11 protein-coding genes are annotated in these 19,903 nt (G+C 27.1%); 5 read left to right on the forward strand and 6 right to left on the reverse strand.

Features of this window, described 5'->3' with window-relative positions:
- Window position 1: 1 nt before the first annotated feature.
- The 3 genes from EXC53_RS02545 to rpsT form a co-directional block, all read right to left on the reverse strand.
- Window positions 2–733, reverse strand: a complete 732-nt coding sequence (locus EXC53_RS02545) for a YebC/PmpR family DNA-binding transcriptional regulator (protein ID WP_119571860.1) — start codon at window positions 731–733, stop codon at window positions 2–4.
- Window positions 734–755: 22 nt separating this feature from the next.
- Entirely contained in the window at window positions 756–1,547 is a 792-nt protein-coding gene (gene nadE / locus EXC53_RS02550; RefSeq protein WP_119571859.1) for an NAD(+) synthase, read from the reverse strand.
- 145 nt (window positions 1,548–1,692) lie between these two features.
- The gene (gene rpsT, locus EXC53_RS02555; protein WP_119571858.1) at window positions 1,693–1,953 is read right to left on the reverse strand and encodes a 30S ribosomal protein S20; all 261 of its coding nucleotides are present in this window, start codon (window positions 1,951–1,953) and stop codon (window positions 1,693–1,695) included.
- A gap of 191 nt (window positions 1,954–2,144) precedes the next feature.
- Between rpsT and dcm the strand changes: the two genes are divergently transcribed.
- Window positions 2,145–3,125 carry a DNA (cytosine-5-)-methyltransferase gene (gene dcm, locus EXC53_RS02560; protein ID WP_119571857.1) on the forward strand — a complete coding sequence of 327 codons (981 nt, stop codon included), beginning with the start codon at window positions 2,145–2,147 and terminating at the stop codon, window positions 3,123–3,125.
- Entirely contained in the window at window positions 3,118–3,873 is a 756-nt protein-coding gene (locus tag EXC53_RS02565; protein WP_119571856.1) for a PDDEXK family nuclease, read from the forward strand. The genes dcm and EXC53_RS02565 overlap by 8 nt, the downstream gene beginning before the upstream one ends.
- 80 nt (window positions 3,874–3,953) lie before the next feature.
- Here the strand turns inward: EXC53_RS02565 and EXC53_RS02570 are convergent, their stop codons facing one another.
- Entirely contained in the window at window positions 3,954–6,170 is a 2,217-nt protein-coding gene (locus tag EXC53_RS02570; RefSeq protein ID WP_119571855.1) for a C1 family peptidase, read from the reverse strand.
- Between the two features lie 387 nt (window positions 6,171–6,557).
- Between EXC53_RS02570 and EXC53_RS02575 the strand changes: the two genes are divergently transcribed.
- Window positions 6,558–15,314 carry a GA module-containing protein gene (locus EXC53_RS02575; protein WP_129724673.1) on the forward strand — a complete coding sequence of 2,919 codons (8,757 nt, stop codon included), beginning with the start codon at window positions 6,558–6,560 and terminating at the stop codon, window positions 15,312–15,314.
- A gap of 70 nt (window positions 15,315–15,384) precedes the next feature.
- On the opposite strand, the gene EXC53_RS02580 is transcribed toward EXC53_RS02575, so the two are convergent.
- The gene (locus EXC53_RS02580; RefSeq protein ID WP_129724537.1) at window positions 15,385–16,659 is read right to left on the reverse strand and encodes an IS3 family transposase; all 1,275 of its coding nucleotides are present in this window, start codon (window positions 16,657–16,659) and stop codon (window positions 15,385–15,387) included.
- A gap of 174 nt (window positions 16,660–16,833) precedes the next feature.
- On the opposite strand from EXC53_RS02580, the gene EXC53_RS02585 reads away from it, so the two are divergent.
- On the forward strand, window positions 16,834–18,462 hold the full coding sequence (locus EXC53_RS02585; protein ID WP_129724553.1) for an IS1634 family transposase: 1,629 nt from the start codon (window positions 16,834–16,836) through the stop codon (window positions 18,460–18,462).
- 6 nt (window positions 18,463–18,468) lie between these two features.
- Window positions 18,469–18,768 (forward strand): hypothetical protein, encoded by a 300-nt coding sequence (locus EXC53_RS02590; RefSeq protein ID WP_119572354.1) that lies wholly within the window; start codon window positions 18,469–18,471, stop codon window positions 18,766–18,768.
- Window positions 18,769–18,828: 60 nt separating this feature from the next.
- Here EXC53_RS02590 and EXC53_RS02595 read toward each other — a convergent pair whose 3' ends face one another.
- Window positions 18,829–19,608 carry a hypothetical protein gene (locus EXC53_RS02595; RefSeq protein ID WP_119572355.1) on the reverse strand — a complete coding sequence of 260 codons (780 nt, stop codon included), beginning with the start codon at window positions 19,606–19,608 and terminating at the stop codon, window positions 18,829–18,831.
- Window positions 19,609–19,903 lie beyond the last annotated feature (295 nt).

The raw sequence follows: 19,903 nt of genomic DNA on the forward strand, positions 1-19,903 counted from the left end.
CTTAAACTGTCTTAACTTCGATGTTGTGATATACTTCTTGAATATCGTCATCATCTTTAAGTTTTTCAGCAAAATCTAATAATTTTGCTTCTTTTTCTTCGTCGTATTCTACATACATGCTTGGTAAATAAGTTACTTCACATTGAATAAATGTTTCAATTTTTAAATCATTTTCAATTGCATTTTTAAGTGCTGTGAAATTTTCAGGTAAGCTAATAACCACAAAGCTATCACCTTCTGTTTCAACATTTTCAACTTGATGTTCAAGAGCAATCATCATTAAATCATCTTCTGAAATTAGCTCTTTTGAAATTTCAATAATTCCTTTTTTCTCAAATGGAAACGGAATTTGATTAGTTTTTCCAAGATTTGCGTTTTGTTTTCTAAAGTATGATTGCACATTTGAAGTTACCCGATTAATATTGTCGCTTAATGTTGTGACAATAAAAGTAGCTCCACCAGGCACGGTTGCGTTGAAGATAGTTTCAACGAAAGCGTTTGCATTTTTGTCACCCTTTGCTTTACTAATTGCTCTTTCGATGTTGTCTTTTGGCATGTTTTTTGATTTAGCTTTTGAAATTGCTAATTTTAAAGCTGGGTTAGTTTCAGGATCTGGTCCTTTTTGTGCTGCTACATAAATTTCTTTTGAAAACTTTTGGAAAATTTTTCCTCTTGCTGCATCTTGTGCACCTTTACGGTGAGCAATATTGGCTGCGTGTGAATGTCCTGCCATAACTTTTCTCCTTTTAAAATTTTTATTTGACTATATCTGGTTTATAAATAGCATCTCTTTTATGTTGAGTAATTTTGTGTTTATGTTCGATTTTAGCAATAGTATCTTGTGAAAGTTTTTGGTCTAAAACTTCTCTTTGATCAATGTGATTTAAATAAAAGTCTAAATCAGAATAGCTAAATCCTAGCTCATCTTCATCGGTTTGGCCTTCTCAAAGTCCAGCTGATGGTTTTTTATTTAATATTGAATTTGGAACATTTAAAAGTGAAGCTAAAAATTTAACTTCTCCTTTGGTAAGGTTGCAAATTGGTAATAAATCAGCTCCGCCATCACCAAATTTTGTAAAGTATCCAATAAAAACTTCATCAGCATTATCTGTTCCCAAAACAAGTGAATTTCTTTCTTGTGCAATTGCGTATAAAGTTGTCATTCTTAATCTTGGTTTAATGTTTGCGATTGCTAAATGATTTTTTACTTGCAAGCTGTTTGTAATAGCGTTAAAAGTTTCAGTTAAGTCAACTCTTAAAAATTGATCATTAAAACTTGTTTCTAGCTCTTTAATATGACTTAAATCTGTATCTGTCATAGAAATTACTGGCATTACAACCCCAGTTGTAGAGTTAGGGAAAACGCTTTTAGCAATTGCATAAACTAATGAAGAATCAATACCAGAACTAATTCCAACAACAACTCCATCTGCTTTTGCTTCTTTAACTTTATCTTTTAGAAATTTTTGAATAACTGTTAAGTATTGATATGCTTTTTGTTCGTCATAAACTACTTGATTATTAATATATTTTGTTATTTTACTCATCTTTAATATACCTTTCATTTGAATAGATATAATTGATATTTTACATTATTTTGACTTTTTTGGTAGCTCTTAGTACGCAAGAAAATGATTTTGATTTTAAAAAAACTCTGTCTTTTGACAGAGTGATTCTTAGTTTATGAATAGATTATTTGTTAGCGTTAACAAATTGGTCTAAACGTGAATGTTTTCTAGCACCTTTGTTAGCGTGGAAAACACCTTTTGAAACTGCCTTAGCAATTGTTTTGTGAGCAAAAGCTACTAATGCATCAGCGTTTTCTGCTTTAGCTAAAACTGCTTCTCTTGCTTTTCTAATAGCTGTTTTTACACGAGATTTCATTGCAGCATTTTTAACTCTAGCTGCTTCCATTTTAGCTATGCTTTTAATTTTAGATTTAATATTTGCCATATTAACCTCCCTTTTTCTAAAAATTGAATTTTGAAAAATCTTCCAAATTATAACATTTTTATCAAGATTTTTCATTTCATTTTTGGATTTCAAAATATTCTTCTTTATTAAGAATTTTTAAGTTGAATTTTTTCAATCTTGCAAAACATTATTTTTTAATTATAATAGAATAAAAGAGAGGTTAATATATCATGAAAAAACGATTAAAGTTTTTTGATTTTTGTGCTGGAATTGGAGCAGGTCGTTTAGGTCTTGAACAAAATAATCTTGAATGTGTTGGACATTCAGAAATAGATGATCATGCAAATTTAACATATACTACTTTTTTTAATGATCATAATAATTATGGAGATCTAACTAAAATTGATGCTAAAAATTTACCAGATTTTGACTTTTTAATTGCAGGATTTCCGTGTCAAACCTTTTCAATTGCTGGTAAAAGAGGAGGTTTTGAGGACGAAAGAGGACAAATCATCTATTTTTTAATTAATATTATGAAGCAAAAAGAAGTCAAATATTTTATTTTAGAAAATGTAAAAGGTCTTGTTAATCATGATAAAGGACATACATTTAAAGTTATTCGCTCAGAACTTCAAAAAGCAGGTTATACAATTTTTTATAAAGTTTTAAATAGTTTAGATTTTGGGGTAGCACAAACTCGTGAACGAATTTATATCGTTGGATTTAAAAATGAACTAAATATTACAAACTTTAATTTCCCTGAAAAAGAACAAAGAACAAATTTTGAAGATTTTATTGATGAAAATAATAATTTAGAGTTTGATATTAACGATAAAACTTTTCAAAAATATTTAGCTAATAAGTATAATCAAAATAAGTATTCAAATGAAGAAATTTTGAGTTGAGAAAACTGCGTGATTGATTGAAGGCAATCTGATCTTAGAAAATATGAAGGATATTTCCCGACACTTAGAACAGGAAGACATGGACTACTTTATGTTAAAAATAAGAAAGTTTGAAAATTAAATGGATACGAATCTCTTTTATTACAAGGTTTTCCTAAGGAAATGGCTGGAAAAATTAAAAACAAAATGTTTAATAATAATAAAATTCTTTCACAAGCAGGTAATGCTATGACAGTGAATGTTATTAAAAGAATTACAAAAAACATGCTAGATGAAATTAGTTTTATAGAAAGGAACTATGAATAATTTAAACAAAAAAGATTTAGGATCTCAAATTGCAAAAAATGGCTTTCAAAATGAAAAAGATATTGCACAAAAGTTCATATTTTGACAAAATGATAGAGAGGCTCAAAATTGACTAAAAATCATGGGCCACTCTATCTTATCCATAAATCAAATAAAAGTTAATTTTATTAAAGGACAAAAAAGTGATATTGTTTTAGAAGTTAGAAAAAAATCAAACAAATTTATAAATAAAGAAAACATACAAATAAAATTAGTTAGCAATAAAAAAGGTTTTAATCAAGTTGACAAAAGATGATTAAAGAGTTATAAAGAACTTTGAGAAATTCCTGAAAATATCTTTGAATTATTTCAGTATTTTACAGGAGAAAAGAAACCTTATAAAGTAAAGACAAAATCGGAAAAACGTATGTTTATCACTGAATTCTCTAATAAAGAACAAGAAGAAATTTTGTCATGAATTGATAAAAATAAGAAACTTATTATAAGCGATATATTAAAAGGACGAGGAGAATTTCAAGCTAATTGAGTTTTGGTTACTCAAAAATCTCAAAATGAATCAAAATGAGTTTTAAAAAACATAGAAGAAGTTATTAAAATTTACTTACATGATGGCAAAATTAAAATTAGTCCAAGAGGATCTCTTGTTTTAGGCAAAGTAACAATTCAAAGAAAAGGAGGAGATGGAGGGAGAAAAACAGCAAATATGCTTCAATTTAAAATTGATCCCTCTGAGCTTTTTCGTATTTAATTTTTAAAACAAAAGAAGCATTTAAAAATGCTTCTTTTTTCTATTATTTTAATTAATATTTTGGTAAATATGAATATATTTTATTTTTTATTTCCAAATTTATCTTTAAATTTAAAGATAAATCATGCAAGAGAAGTCATTGCTCCAATTATTGGTAAAGCAATTAATCACATTAAATTGAAAGAATTAGAAACTTTCTTTTCTTTTGTTTTTGTTAAATCTTCTGAATTTTGATCTTTATTTGTAACTTCGTTTGATGTGTTTTCAGGAGTGTTATTGTTTGAATTTGTGTTTGTTGTTTCGGAGTTATTGCTTTCATTACTTTCTGAATCTTCATTTTGTAATGAAGAATCTTGGTTATTTAAATTTGAATCATCTTCATTTGTAGAAGTTTCGTTATTTTTTGGATTTTCTTTTTCGCTAATAGTTGAATTATTTTCTGTGTTATTAGAGTTAGAATTTGTATTATTTAAATCATTAAGATCGTTATTATTATTTGTATTTGATTCGTTTGAAGAATTATCATCTACAACATTATTATCATGATTTTCGATAGTTTCATTTTCTCTTGTAGGTGTTTCTACTGGGTTATTATTCTCATTATTAGAATTAGAAGAAGTGTTACTGTCATGCACTTCAGAAAGTTTCGGATCGCTAGAATTAGCTTCTACATTATTAGGTTGATTTTCTGGATTGTCATTATTTTCTGTTGTTTCATTTGAGTTATTTTCAGTATTTGTTGGTAAGGATGATGACTCATTGTTTTCTGGGTTAGAATTATTTTGATCTGAAAGATTTGAATCTGTATTTTTAGTTGAATCTTCTGTTGGAACATTATTATTTGAATTTTCATCTATTGATTGATTTTCTTCCCTAGCACTAGAACTTGAAGTAGTAGAATTATTTTTGTTTTCAGTTATTGTGTAAGCTTTAATTTTAAATGCTGCATTTAATGTTTCTTTGGTATTTGTTCAAGAACCATCATTATTTTTGTAGAAAGTTAAATCACCTTGACTATTTGGTTCAAATGAATAATACATTGAAATTGGAGAATTTGAATTTGCAAATTTTACAACTATTGCAAAATATTTATCTTTTGGTAATTCAACATAATCAGGAAGTTCTAATGTATATCCACCAGGTCTTCCATTTTTATTTTCAATAATTGCATCTCATTGATACTTTGGTGTTGCGTTATTAAAATCAATATTTTCATTGTCACCAATGAAAATTTTTGTTTTAACTTGAATATTACTTCCATCGATAATTAGATTAATTGACTTTAATTTTTCAACTGTTTCATCATTTGTTTTTCTAACCGGAAAAACTGCTGCATATTCTCTTTGATCAGTTTCAAAACCTGTGTAGTTTCTTCTTCCGTCATAGTAATACGCATTTTGTGGTTCTTTTGATTGTTCAATTTCAAAAGTTACAGCATCAAGAAGTGGTGAATCATATGATAAGTAGAAATAACCTTGTGCTTGATATTTAGTTCCTCAACTATTTTTTACAATTCAAGCTCCATTTTGTGAAGCTTTGTTAGGCTTGAAATTACTTGCATAAAAATTATCATCTCATCCAACAATTGTACAAGCATGTGCAAGCGAACCTTCTTGTACAGGTGGATTATCTCATTTATTATTGTAAAAAACTGTGTTAGCGTTAAAAGTTTGGTATGGATAACTCATCGAAAAAGCTACTGCTCCATATTTAGCAATCGCTCTTTTCATTTCTTCTTTATTAGTTCAATCTACTGTAATGACATTTTTTACATTTACAATCGGGTCGACATAACTTGTTTTCACTCCTTGTTTTGCTAATGTTGTTTTTTGTAAAGACATTAAGGCAGAATCTAAAACATATGAACCAACTCCTAATTCGTATTCAAAATTATCACTTCCTGCAAGATTTAATTTATTCGCTTCTTCGTTTCTAGTATTAACTGCAAAATCATATTGATTTTCATCTAAATCTAGATTTTTAATATTAAAATCACCAGGAGCTTGTCTTAAAATTGCAGATTCAATTGTTGCGATTATAGAGTAAGCTCAACAAAGACCTTCTCTTCCTTGGTTTTTAACTGGTGTGACAAGATTGTAATTTCTTGAATCATAAAAATCTTGTTTAATTAATTCATCAACCCCTTTTTGATCAAGTTCTTTATTTTTAGGAAGGTAATCAGCAGGAAATCCACCATTGTATGTAGTTGTTGCACTTGTACCAGAAAGCGATGGTAAAAAACCGCTTGCAAAAACAGAGCAAATAATTACCTTTTTAAGATTATTTTTTATTTTCATAATATCCTCGTTTTTTAGTCATTCTTTATATTTTATGATTTGGTATTAAAATTATAAAACTAATAAGAATAAATAGATTGTATGAAATATTTTTTCATATCAAAAAGAGAAAAAAATAGAAATTTTAATTCAAAATTTAATTAAAAAATACATTTTTTGCTTGACTATACAAATAAATTTATCTAATTTGCTTTTTTATTATAATTAAAGTATTAAAATTTAAGTTAGTAATTTTTAAAAGATTAAGTTTATATATATATATATATGCAATGAATTTATTGAAAAATTTAGTTATTTATTTCAAATATATTTTTGTATATTCTGTATGTTATATTAAGCTAACGCTTTTTAAAAAAGCGTTTTTTCTTTTAACTTAGGGAGTTATATATGAAAAAAAGAAATAAATTGATTTTTGGAATTATGGGGTTAATTCCTATTTCAATCTTGCAAATGTCAGTTTTAAATGTTCAAGGAAACACTAGAGAAGGTGACACTATTTACAATCAATTTAATAACTACATTATAGATAATAAATGAAGCTCTGCAAACTATTTATCTTTTACGGAAGAGTGAAATCAGGGTTCGAAATCGGGTTGATCAAATAATCCCCAAAATGGTGCTTATTTAGTATCAACTACTACTCCTTTTAGGAATATAGATTCAAGGTCTTATGATCAAAGAACAAATGTAGAATGATGAAATGAAGCAGCATCTAATGGAAATTGATGGTCGGGAGATGGTTTTGATAAAAATAAAGGTATAAAAAGATTTAGAATAGCTTTTCATAAAAGTCAATACAATGTAAATGAATCGAATTATTCTGGTGGTATATTTTTATCAAATGATATGGTTTTAACAGGAACTTTAAGATTTATATTTTTTGATTTAGATGTTAATAATACTGCTTTAATTAGCCCTAAACATAGTCAAACTATAACTTTAACAATAGATGAGACTGCTAATCCAGAAGATCGCTGAACTCTTAATCCGTATATGGATAAAAGCAATTATTTAGCTTCTAATCCGAAAAAAATAGAAGAAACTCAAATTCCTTTAAGTCATTTTGAATATAAACAAGCTTATAATCTTGATGAAACAGGAAGAGGCAATTTAGCAACCGCTATAATTCATGGTACACCACAAAAGGACAATTCAAATTTAGGTCTTAAAAAATTAACCAATGTTTTTAGTGAAGTAAAAAATAATTTAGGTTTTTATTTATCTTTCCATGTAGATGCACCAAACGGAAAAAATAATGGAGCGATAATCGAATTTGATGTAAAACCAAATGATAGAACAAAAGGTAGTGGGCAAGGACCTATGGAAAAAGCTGGTAAATCATTTGTAGGTGCCGGAGTTTCTATTGAACACTATTGACTTTCTACAAGATATTGAGGTAACGTAGGTTTCTATACTTCTGCAAATAGAAAGCAAACATATATTAAAAAATTTACAACAAAAGAAAACATCGCTAATAACACCTATACTAATGGTGAAAAATTACCACAAACAACACTTACAATTGAAAAAGACCATCAACAAATATGAGAAATAGACAAAAGATTACAAACAGGTAATGAATCTTCATTTAATACTAAAAATATTGTTAATGATGATGTCCAAATAACAGAAGACGAAAAACCAAGAACAGTATTAAGAATTGCTTTTAAAAATCCAGAAGATCCTAAAAAATGAAAAATTGCTTCAAATATACCTCATATTGAAAGCGAAAGTTCATTAGATGGATTTTGAGAATTTACTCCTGTTGTTTATGATTTGACAGATAGATATAAATTAACTAAAGAAATACAAAAACATACTAATTTAACAAAAAGTCAAAGAGATTTCTTACTTACTACTTATTTAGATTCTATTTTAGGTTCAGAAAAAACAGATTTTACTGAGAATGCTGAAGCAGAACTGCAAAAAGCTATTGATTATATTTCTTTAACTGCAAATCGTCAATCTATAATTGAGCAACGTTATAAAAAATGAAACGATTATAAAACAAACGAAGATAAAGACTCTACAGATTTTACAAATAAAGAAGATTATTTATTTTCAAGTATAGAAGATAAAAATAAATTTGATGAGTCTTTATCTGAATTAGGAAAATACGGAAATATTAAAAGCGAATCTAATCCAACAGGACATAATAAAGAAAATACAAATGAAATTCCTTTAATTTATTTATCTAGCGGTTTACCTTCAGGTATAACAATGCCTACTAATTCAGTTTCTTTTGAAAGTTTTACTCCTAAATTTCTCAATTTAAGTTCTAAATTATCAGGTAGAACATTTTTAAAAGAGCAAAAAGATAAATTAAATAATATTGATATTATTTCTGCTCATTCAAATAATTTAGAAAAAACACAAGCTCTTTTTATGGAAAAAGTTCATGAAATGTCTTCAAAAAATCCACCTTCACAAAATGATGCTAACGCAAATGCTATAACAGATTTTGTGGGTAATGTACAAGATCTTTCTAATAAATTTAATTCTCTTAAAAAGATTAATGAAATTGCTGGTCAAATAAACTCTACAAATCCTATTTATTCTTATTCTGATCAAGCTTATAAAACTCAATTTGTTACAAATAAAGGAAATTCGAGTTCAATTGTACAAGGTGTTTCAAATGGAACTTCAACAATTTTTGATAATTTCATTAATTTTAATGCAGCATTAGATACAACAGGAAATAATCCTAATGGTCTTGCGAATATTCAAAAGAATTTAAAAACAGCATTAGAGAATTTAAATGGTAATAAAACCGAAGCAATTAAAGAAATTAATGGATTTAAAAATTTAAATCAACCAGAAAACAGTGCATTAATAACAAAAATTAATGCTTTACCTGCAAATTTTGTTTTTGACAATAGCGAAAACTTAACTAATAATTCTACTTCAAATAATCAAAAAATAAATGAAATTATGTCAGAAGCGTGAACAACAGCTTCTACAAACTTTAAAAATCAAATTGAGAATACCGCAAATCTAACAACTAAGCAAAAAGATCATTTTAAATCACTTGTAAATGATGACAAAAAATATACAACTAATCTTTTATACTTTGATGATCGTAATTTAGCATTCACAAACACTCCTTTTAGCAATATTTCATCTTTAGCGGAAAAAACAAAAGCATTAAAAGATTATTATGATAATCTTGAAGATTCATTTAAAAATCTAACAGATGAAAAATATGTTTATGCAGATGATGCTAAGAAAAATGAATATCAAAAAAGATTATTCCAAGTTAAAGAAGCTCTCGGTTTACCTTTAACAGAAGAAGAAAAGAAAAATTCCAATTATGAAGCTTTTCCGGAAGATTCATACTATGATCCTGCTAAAATCGAAGAACTTAAAACTCAATTTGATACAGCTAAAAACACCTTAGATGGAATTAATTTTGATAAAGTTATTGATGGCCTAGCAAATTTAAGTGATGATCTTAAAAACCAAATCAAGAAAGAAAAAGAATCATTAAATGGAAATCATCAAGCAATTAATGATTTAAGAGAAAAAGCTGTTAAGTTAGATGAAAAAGTGGGTAAATTAATTAATAGCTTGAAAGATGCTATCAATAATAAACAACAAGATTCATACACCGATTATAGTAATGCTTCAAACGAAACCAAAACACCATTTGATAATAAAGTGACAGAAATTAAAAATATGTTTGAAACTAATTCAGATGGTAGCTTGAACTGAAAACTTAAAGGTGTTGATCCACAACCTACTTCATTTACTAATTTAGTTAAAAATGTAACTGATAATGTTGAAACAAAGAAAACTGAATTAAAAAATACAATTGATCAATTAGATGGTGAAGAAATAAAAGCAGAACAAACTAGAATTAATGCTATTAGTGCTAAATACGATTATTCAAATCAAAAAAATAGAACACTTCCAAGTGAAGCTAGTTCTGATGCAAATAAAACTCATTTCACTTATACAACTAATCCTTCACCACTTAAAGATGCAACTGTTGAAATAGTAAGTTTTAAAGATGTCAATGATGATCAAGGCACTTTAACTGTTGTTTATAAAGTTAAATCAACTAAGTTTCCGAATATTTCAACAGTTATTGAAAAACAAGGTGATTCAGCGGTTAATGGCTTTTTAACTAAAGCTGAACGTGAATTTGATCTTAAAAAAGCAGAAGTACAAAATAATATTAATCAGAAGTTTAATGAAGAAAAAATTACCGAAGAGCAAAAAAATGCTTTACTTGATGAACTTAATAAAATTACTTATCCTGCAAAAACTAAAGAAGATTTAGTTAAAGTGGATGACAAACTTAATAATTTAGTTGCAGCAAATGACGCAATTGACAAGTTAAAAAATATTACAACTAAACAAAAAGAGCAGCTTAAAAGCGAAATTGCAACTAATAATGATGTAGAAGTTGTGAAGCAAATTGTCAAAGATGCTCAAAGCTTAGATAATTCAATTGGTGAGCTCGAAAAAGAGCTTGCAAATGCAAAAACTAAACAAAAAGATTCAATTTATACCCAAGATACAGCAGAACATAAAAAAGCTGTTGATGATGCTATCAATGATGCTCGAACCAAATTAGCTGAAATTTTAAATGATACTTTAACTAAAGATAATTTAGCTACAAATAAAGACAAAATCGATAAAGAAGCTACCGATACTTCAAAAGGAAGCTTGCAAAAACTTAAAGATGCACTTGATAATTTAGATGGAAATAGAGAAGATTTAAGAAATAAAATTAAAAACTTTAAATATCTTAAAGAAAATGACTTGATGAGTTTAAATTATCAAATCAATCAATTACCAAAAGAAAATATTACAAACGAAAAAATCAAAGAAATATTAAGCAATGCTTTAACAAGAAGTAAAGAGAATGTTAAATTGGAAGTAGGAAAGCTTGATTTACTTACTCAAAATGAAAAGAATAGTTTTTATCAAGCAATTACTGATGCTACTTTAAATGCCAAAGAGAATGGAATTGATCCAAAAGAGGATCAAAATGGAACGATAGAGAAATACGATAAAAATCTTGATGCAATTCTTCAATCTGCAAATGATGCTCAAATGACTAAACGTAAAGCAATTGCGAAGATTTATGGTGATGAAGAACTTAAAATTCCTGCAAGTTTATTAAACTTAAATACTAACCAAAAAATGTATTTAAAAGAATTAATCAAAAGCAATCCAGTTAGTCAAACTCAAATTAAGTCACAAGAAGCACAAGATATTAATGATGCAATGGGAATTTACAAAGATTTATTTGTAAATTCTGATAATGAAAAGCCAACTAATATTTCTCCTTTAACTAAAGCTGATTATTTAGATTCATCAAAAGCAGTTAAAGATTTATTTGATAACCAACTTGCTCAAAGAGATCAAGTTGTAGCTTTAGATGGACCTTTAAAAACTCTTGATGATTTAGTAGTTTATAAAAAGAACGATCAAGGTCAAATTGAAACAGATGCACAAGGAAATAAAGTTATTGATTTAAGTCAAGGTTTAATTGGAAATCTTCTTCAAGCTCGTAAGAATCTTGATGGTGATGAAAGAATTGCACTTCGTAAACAAGAAATTAAAGATAAAACAATCACCGATCCAAATACAGGACAAAAACAATTTAGTTCATTAACAGATGATCAAATTCAGTTAATTCAAGATAAATTAGCAGGTGATGAGTTAGATCGTTTAAGTAAAGTTAATGATTTTGATGCTCATGTTACTAAGTTAAATGATGAGATGGAAAAAATTCTTAAATACATTGAAGCTAAAAATGGAAATGAAGCGAAAAATATTAAACCATTTACAACTGATTTAATGTATGCAGGTTCAAATGCAGCAAAACGTAAAGCTTATGATGATGCATTAAAGAAAGCTGAAGAATTTATTAATAAGTTAAATCAAAATCCAAAACCAAACGATTTAGATTTACTTTCATATGCAGAACTTGAGAAAATTAATGAAGAAATTTCAAATGCAATTAATGCTTTAGATGGTAAAGAAAATATGGATCGACTCCAAAAAGCTGAAATTGCAAATATTAATAATTACTCTAATTTAAATGATGCTCAAAAAGAAATGTTAATTTCAAAAGTCTTACTTACTAGAATGCCCGAAGAAATTGAAGGGACAAAAGCTAGTGATGGAGTGACAATTACTAAAGATGGAATTAGACAAATTGGTGAGAAACTTAATACCTCAATGGGTGAGTTAAATAAATTAACACAAGATGAAAAAGGTGAAAATCCAAACACACAAAATACTCGTGAGACAACCGATTATATTGATTCTGACAATGAAACATTTGAAACAGTTAATGATCAAGGAGTTAAAGAGCAGTCTAAAGTTGGTCGAAGAGATAATTATGATTTATACATTCAAGAAGCAAATAATTTATATCAACCACATGATTTAATTGATCCTGCAACAGGTGAAGCTCAGAGAGTAAATACTCGTGAAAAAAGTGGTGAAATTGACTCTAAAGTTATTGATAAATTTGTATCAAAACTAAAAGAAGCAAGAGAAGCATTAAATGGAAATGAAAGATTCCAACAAGCTAAAGATCGTTTAGAGAAAGCTTTAAACAATAAAGGTGACGCAAGTTTACCAAATGGTTTAAATTACGAAAACCTTAATCAAGCACAAAGAGATTACTTTAAAGAAGAAGTTAATAAAGCTAAAACAATCGCCGATCTTGATAAAATTGAAATTAAGGCAACTGCTTTAGATGATTCAATGAAACGCATGAAACAAGCAATTCATGATGCTGAAAATGAACATACTATAACTGTTGTAAATCCAGATGGCACAACTTCAACTGTTACTCAGCCAGGGGTAGAGCAAACACCAAAATATACTGAAGCTAGTCCAAAAACTAAAAATCCATATGATCAAACTAAACAAACAATGAAAGATCTTTTAGATAATCTTCCGAATAAGGAAACTGTTACAAAAGAAGACGGAACAGAAGAAGTTGTTGATAAAGATTTAGTTTTAGATCCTGCGAAAGTTGATTCATTAGTAACTCAGTTCCTTGAAGACAAAGCTAATTTAGATGGTGATGGTGCTTTTGCTCTTGAAAAAGAAAGATGAATCGAAATTGTTAAAAACGATCCAAATCTTAATTTAGCCCAAAAACATAATTTAATTAATGAAATTGAAAAAACCAAAACCAAAACAGAGCTTCAAAAAATAACCGATCAAATTGATCCTTTAAGTCAAGCAATGAAAAACTTGCGTGAAATTCAAAATGAAGCAAATAATGTCCTTGATAAACCAATTTACAAAAACTCTTCACAAGATCGCAAAGATGCACTTAATAGCGAAGTTCCTAACAATCTTGGAGCAATTCAAAATAATAATAAATTAATTGATGATGTTGCAACTCATTTCATCCCAGAGTACGATGTTAAAAATACAAGTATTAATGCTAATTTAGATGAGGTAAATGCTTTAATTACTAAAACTCGTGAAGCAATTGATAATCTTAATGGTGATCAAGAGCTTCAAAAAGCTAAAGATAAAGCAATTGAGTTAATTAATGGTAACAATTTAAGTGAAGGTACAACCGATCTTGATTCATATAATAAATTAAATGACGCTCAAAAAGAATATTTAATTAACAAAATCAAAGAAGCAACTTTAATTGACAATGATAATGGTCAAAGTGTTAATGAAATCTTAAAAGAAGCAAAAGATCTTAACGATCAAATGAAGAATCTTGATGAGTATCTTACAAATGTTGTTCGTGAAGGTCAAAATGTTGATCCAAAAACCAAAAATAACTACAAAGATGCTTCACAGAATCTCAAAGACAACTTCGATCATTCATATAGTGATTCAAATCAAGTTTTAGATAAAACACAAGGTGCAAATCTTGATAAAACTCAGGTAGAACAGCTTCTTAAAAATGTTAAGAAGGACTACGAAAGTTTAGATGGTGATAAAAGAAGAAAAGATGCTCTTGATAAACTTCAAAAACTAGTAGATAATGATCCTTCATTTAAAGAAACCGATATTTATAAAGACGGTGAAGCTGACAAAAAAGAAATTTACGATACTGCAATTGATAATGGTAATTTAGTTCTAGAAAACAAGGATCAAAAATCTATTGATGAGATTTTAGACGGAATTAAGCAAATTGAAAAAGCAATTGATTCACTTAAAGATAACAAGCAAAAACTGATTGATATTATTAAAAACTTACCAAATCTTAGTGATCAAGAAAAAGATAAGTACATTAAAGAAATTGAAGATTCAACAAGTTATGAACAACGCCAAGAAATCATTAATCGAGCAATTGATAACAACGATGCAAAACAAAAATTAATTGATTATATCAATAGTCTGCCAAACTTAGATCCTAAAGATAAAGAAGCGTTAATTAATAGAGTAATTAACGCTGATGGAGAAAATAAGGCAGAGCTTGAAAAAATTAAACAAGATGCAACTGATGCTGATTTATTAGTTGAAAAATTACTTAATGATGCTAAAACAAATCATAAGCTTACTAACCAAGAATTAGAAGAAATTTTAAATAAATTAGCAGAAACAGGAATTAACAATCCAAATTACTCTCATTTAGTTGATGAAATGAAACAATTTAATGATCTCAGAGATGCATTAAAAGCTTATCGTGATGATCAGGTAGATAGCAACACTTATCTTAATAATAAGACTAAATTAGAAGAGTTAATTAATAAAGATTATCCATATACTTATAATCAGGATAATGTTAGTGATGCATGAAATCATTTAGTTGATGATTTATTAAAACTCAAACAAGAAGCAAAACGAGAACTTAATTTAGTGGAAGAGTTATTAATTAATGATAAAGAAAGTTTTAATAACCAAATTCGTCAAGGAGATATCTATCACGAAATTGCTCAGGAACTTGATAAAATAAATTACTTTGAATTAATTAATAAAAAACCAGAAGAATTAACAAGAAAAGAATTAGCAACTTTAAGAGAATTAGAACAAAAAGATGCATCAAATGTAATTTATAGTGCAATTAAAAAACAAATTGCAAATCATAGACCATTTGAAACATTATCTTGACCATGATGAGTTGTTCTTGGAATTTTAACTTTCGGAATTATTTGACTATTTTTTGCTGCTTTTAATAAACGTAAAAAATCTTCAAAATAAATCTAAATAAACAAAATAAAAACGAATAGATTTAAGTCTTAAACTGGGACACGAAAAGTGGACAAAAAGTTTAATTTACTAAAACACCTCAACACTCTTGAGGTGTTTTTCAATTTAATACTGATTGAATTCTTTCGTTGTTGTATCAAAACACAAAATCATCAATCAGTGATTTTAATTCATTAAAAGTTATTTTTGTAATATCGATTAATTTTAAACATTCTGATTTTAAAATTGAAAAGAAATATTCTGCTTCTCTATTATCTAAAGAATTTCCTACTCTACCCATTGATACAACACCATTGTTTTTCTGAATTAAATCTACATAAGTTTTTGAAGAATATTGGAAACCATGATCAGAATGAGCTATTCATTTTTTATCCATTTTGATTTTAGACATATGTTCCATTACTAGTTCTAAATCATTTCTTTTTGAAAGATTATAATTAACAACAAATTTGCTTTTGTGATCAATCGCAACAGATAAAAATACAAAATTGTTTAAGCAATCTTTTGGTGCAGAAATATAAGTAACATCAGTGGCAATTATTTGGTTTGTCTCTCCGTGATAATCACGATTAACAAGATCTATAAATTTTACGTTTGTGTTCTTTTGTTCTCTATCTATTTTCTTTCTTCTGATTAAACAAAATAAGTTTAATCTTCTCATCGCTCTACCAATAGTCCTATAATTTAGATCTATTTGGAATTTTGTTCTAATATAACTTTCCAATCTTTTTCTACCAAACAAACCCTTATTTTTCTTAAATGACTTAATTATTAATTCATCATATTTAGTATTTACAGATTTTTTTCTTGTTTGCTGCTCTTTAGTTTTTAGATTGTGAATTGTTGACTTAGATTTATTAAAGCATAGGCCCAATTTTCTTGTAGAAAGTGAAGATTTCTTAATTTTAGAAATATCAACTTCAATATTATTTCTATCAAAAGAGTCTTTATAAATTTCTAAAATTTCAATCAATTGTTCCTTAGGCATTTTTTCTCATTCCTTTTTTACAATTTCAATAGGAGTAATTTTTTGCCTTTTTGGTCTACCTGACCCTTTACCTTTTTTAGATGATTTACCTGTTTGCGATTCTATATTTATCATTCCTAAATTATATCTGTTATACTTGAAGACAAAATATTTTTTAGCCTCATTGAATTTTCTATCAAAAAAACTAAAACCTCTGATTGAATAATATTTAAGTTCAAAATCATTTTTTGATATCAAATTATTTTTGTAATCTTCATAACTACCGAATAGTTCTAATCATTCATGTGCCTTTAATTGTCTCATAATACCTCCTAAATATATAAAAACACGAAATATGGTTGTGTCCATATTTCGTGTCCTAGTTTATCTATTCGTTTTTCTATTTTGAACTTAAAACCTGAGTTTCCAAGTTGAGCTTATTTTTTAGGCTTATTTTTTTATACATATATCAAAGATATATGACCTAAAGAAAAAAATGTTTTTTTTACTTACATTACACACATAAAATGATATAATAAGAGCATGAGTTACAGTTTATGCAAGAAAAAACAAAATGGAAAATATTATTTAGTTTTAGCTATTTCTAAAGGTTTTAAAAAAGGTTATGGAAATCAGATTGGTCTAGGGTACTGAGAAGATATCAAAGAAAAGTATGGATTATCTTCAATTGAAGATATAAAAGAAATAGCAAAAAAAGTAGATACATCTTTAGATAAAACTGTTGCAAAAGAAGAGTTTTTTAAATTATTAAAACCTACTTCTGTAAAAACAAGTATCCAAAATATTGGAGTTGATTTAATTTATAAAGTTATTAAAGAATTAGATTTATTTTCGGCATTACCAAAAAGTAAACATAAATCGTTAGAAGAGGTTTTGGAATTTTTCATAGCAACTAGAATTATCCTTCCAAGAAGCTATATGTCACAATATAAAAATAAAAGTGATTTTATAAATGATATTAATGTTAAAAAATCATCAATATATAACTATCTTGATGTTATTTTCGAAAATAAGAATTCTGTTTTAGTCAATTTATTTCAAAAAATAAATGAATTCACAAATCGTAATAATAAAGTTTTTCACTTCGATAACACAACAGTTTATTTTGAAAGCTTTACAAGAGAAGGAATAAGAAAAAACGGTTTTTCAAAAGACGGAAAACACAATGAAGATCAAGTAGTCATAGCAATGGCTGTAGATGAAAACGGAATACCAATACACTATAAAGTGTTCCCAGGTAACACGGCTGATGGTAAAACAATGTTATCCTTCGTTTTAGAACTTCAATCAATCTATAAAATAAAGGATATTATAATAGTTGCAGATCGTGGAATAAATAACAATGCAAACTTACGTTTCCTAGAACAAAAAGGAATTAAATATATATTCCAAAAAAGATTAGATACATTAAGTATTGGGATGAAAAAATTCATTCTTGAGGACAAACATTATGTTTTTAGAGATGAAATGTTTTGGAAAGAACAAATTGTTGAATCTGTTTGAAACAAAAATAGATTTAATGGTAAATACAGAAAATGATGTGTGTTTTTCAGTCCTGGGAAAAAGACTTTAGATAAATTAAAAAGAAATAATTTTATTGATAAATTGAATAAGAAAACTGTAAATGGAGAACTCCCACTTAGTTCTTTAGTTCCAGAATATAAAAAGAAATACATGGACATTGATGGCAAAACAGTGGGTAAATTAAATTGAGAGAAAATTAAGAAAAAAGAATCTGAAGATGGTTTTTACATTATTGAAACCAATATTTTAGATTTAACACCAGAAAAAGCTAATGAAATTTACAGAAAACAATGAAAAGTAGAAGAAAATTTCAGAACATTAAAATCTTCTTTACAAGTTAGACCTGTTTTTGTTCATAATGAACAGCATATACTTGCACATCTTTTATTATGTTTCATTGCTCTTGTTGTTTTAAAATACTGTCTTTATAAATTAAAGAAATATTATGAAATCAATGGAGAAATACAAAAAGTGACGTTAGATTTATTTGTGGATTCATTAAGAATGATGACTATAACAAAAAAAGAAGTAAATGGAAAAGTGGTACAAGAAATAATTAATGATTTGGATGAAAACCACAAAGAAAATATAAAAATTTATAAAGATTTTATCGCATGTATGAGTTAATTCTATGTGTGTAATTTTAAATGTAAAAAAAACGAATACACCTTATTTATAGATGTATTCGTTTTTTATAGCGTCTCAACTTGGAAACTCAGGGAATTAACAAGAAAAGAATTAGCAACTTTAAGAGAATTAGAACAAAAAGATGCATCAAATGTAATTTATAGTGCAATTAAAAAACAAATTGCAAATCATAGACCATTTGAAACATTATCTTGACCATGATGAGTTGTTCTTGGAATTTTAACTTTCGGAATTATTTGACTATTTTTTGCTGCTTTTAATAAACGTAAAAAATCTTCAAAATAAATCTAAATAAACAAAATAAAAACGAATAGATTTAAGTCTATTCGTTTTTCTATTTTGAACTTAAAATTTATCAATTTTAAAGTGACGATTATAATCTTGAATTCTTTCTTTGAGTCTATCGTTTAATTGCACTATTTCTCAGTGATCGTTTTTGATTTGTTCAAAATCTGCTCAATTTTCATAAAATACTAAATCAAAGAAATACAATTCATCAAAAGCAGTGATTAGGTTTAAACCGTTATACTTTAAAAGAAATTCATGAGAAGGATTTAAACGAATATTGGTTTCTAATGCCTTATCAATATCGTTTAAATATGTTTGTAAACTTTCATAAAATTGTTTAATACCTGCTTGCAAACGCTCTTTTTCGGTTGGAGTATATTCTGTGTTTCTGTGAATATTACGATCAAAAAGTAAACTTGATGTTTCGTTTTGATTAAATCCGTAAATATAGCATTTATGTGCAAAAATATGTTTAAGTTCTAAGTCTTGGAGCTCTTTTTCATCATAAAGTTCTTCTGATGATTCGAGAATTTGAATATCAATATAGTCTTTAAAATTATCCACCATATATTTTGCATCAGGGTTGATTTTTAGAAGCTCAGAAACAATTTTTGTATATAAATATTTGTTAGATCAACTAGGATGCAAGAAAACGGCATTAAAATCATTACGTTTTTTTGCAACTTCTTGTAAGTATTGTTTAATTGCCGTAAAATGTGATGTAAAACGACTTGAAAAACCGCTTTTAGCATTTGTTTTTGCAATATAAACTTTTCCATTAATAGTTCATTTAAACACACCTTTAAGTGTTTTGTGTTCTTTTTGAATATATTTCATAATTTAAATTATACCTAAAAATTAGCTTTAAAATTCAATGGAGCACCAAAACAAGAAAACTAAATAGTTTTTAAGTTATTTTTTTCTAGTCTTGGTTTTTAATTTTATAAAAAGAAAAAATAATGTTTATAATATAAGTATAGAATAAGAAAATGGTGAAAATAAAGTGTTTCTCAGCACTTCTTATTACTTTATATTTAATCTGAGAATCGGAAACATTGTGAGTGTAGAGTGTGATCACCAAAAAACTCTCAAAACTAGCATAATAAACTGGGACACGAAAAGTGGACAAAAA

The sequence above is a fragment of the Mycoplasmopsis gallopavonis genome (assembly GCF_900660635.1).
GTDB lineage: Bacteria > Bacillota_I > Bacilli_A > Mycoplasmatales > Metamycoplasmataceae > Mycoplasmopsis > Mycoplasmopsis gallopavonis.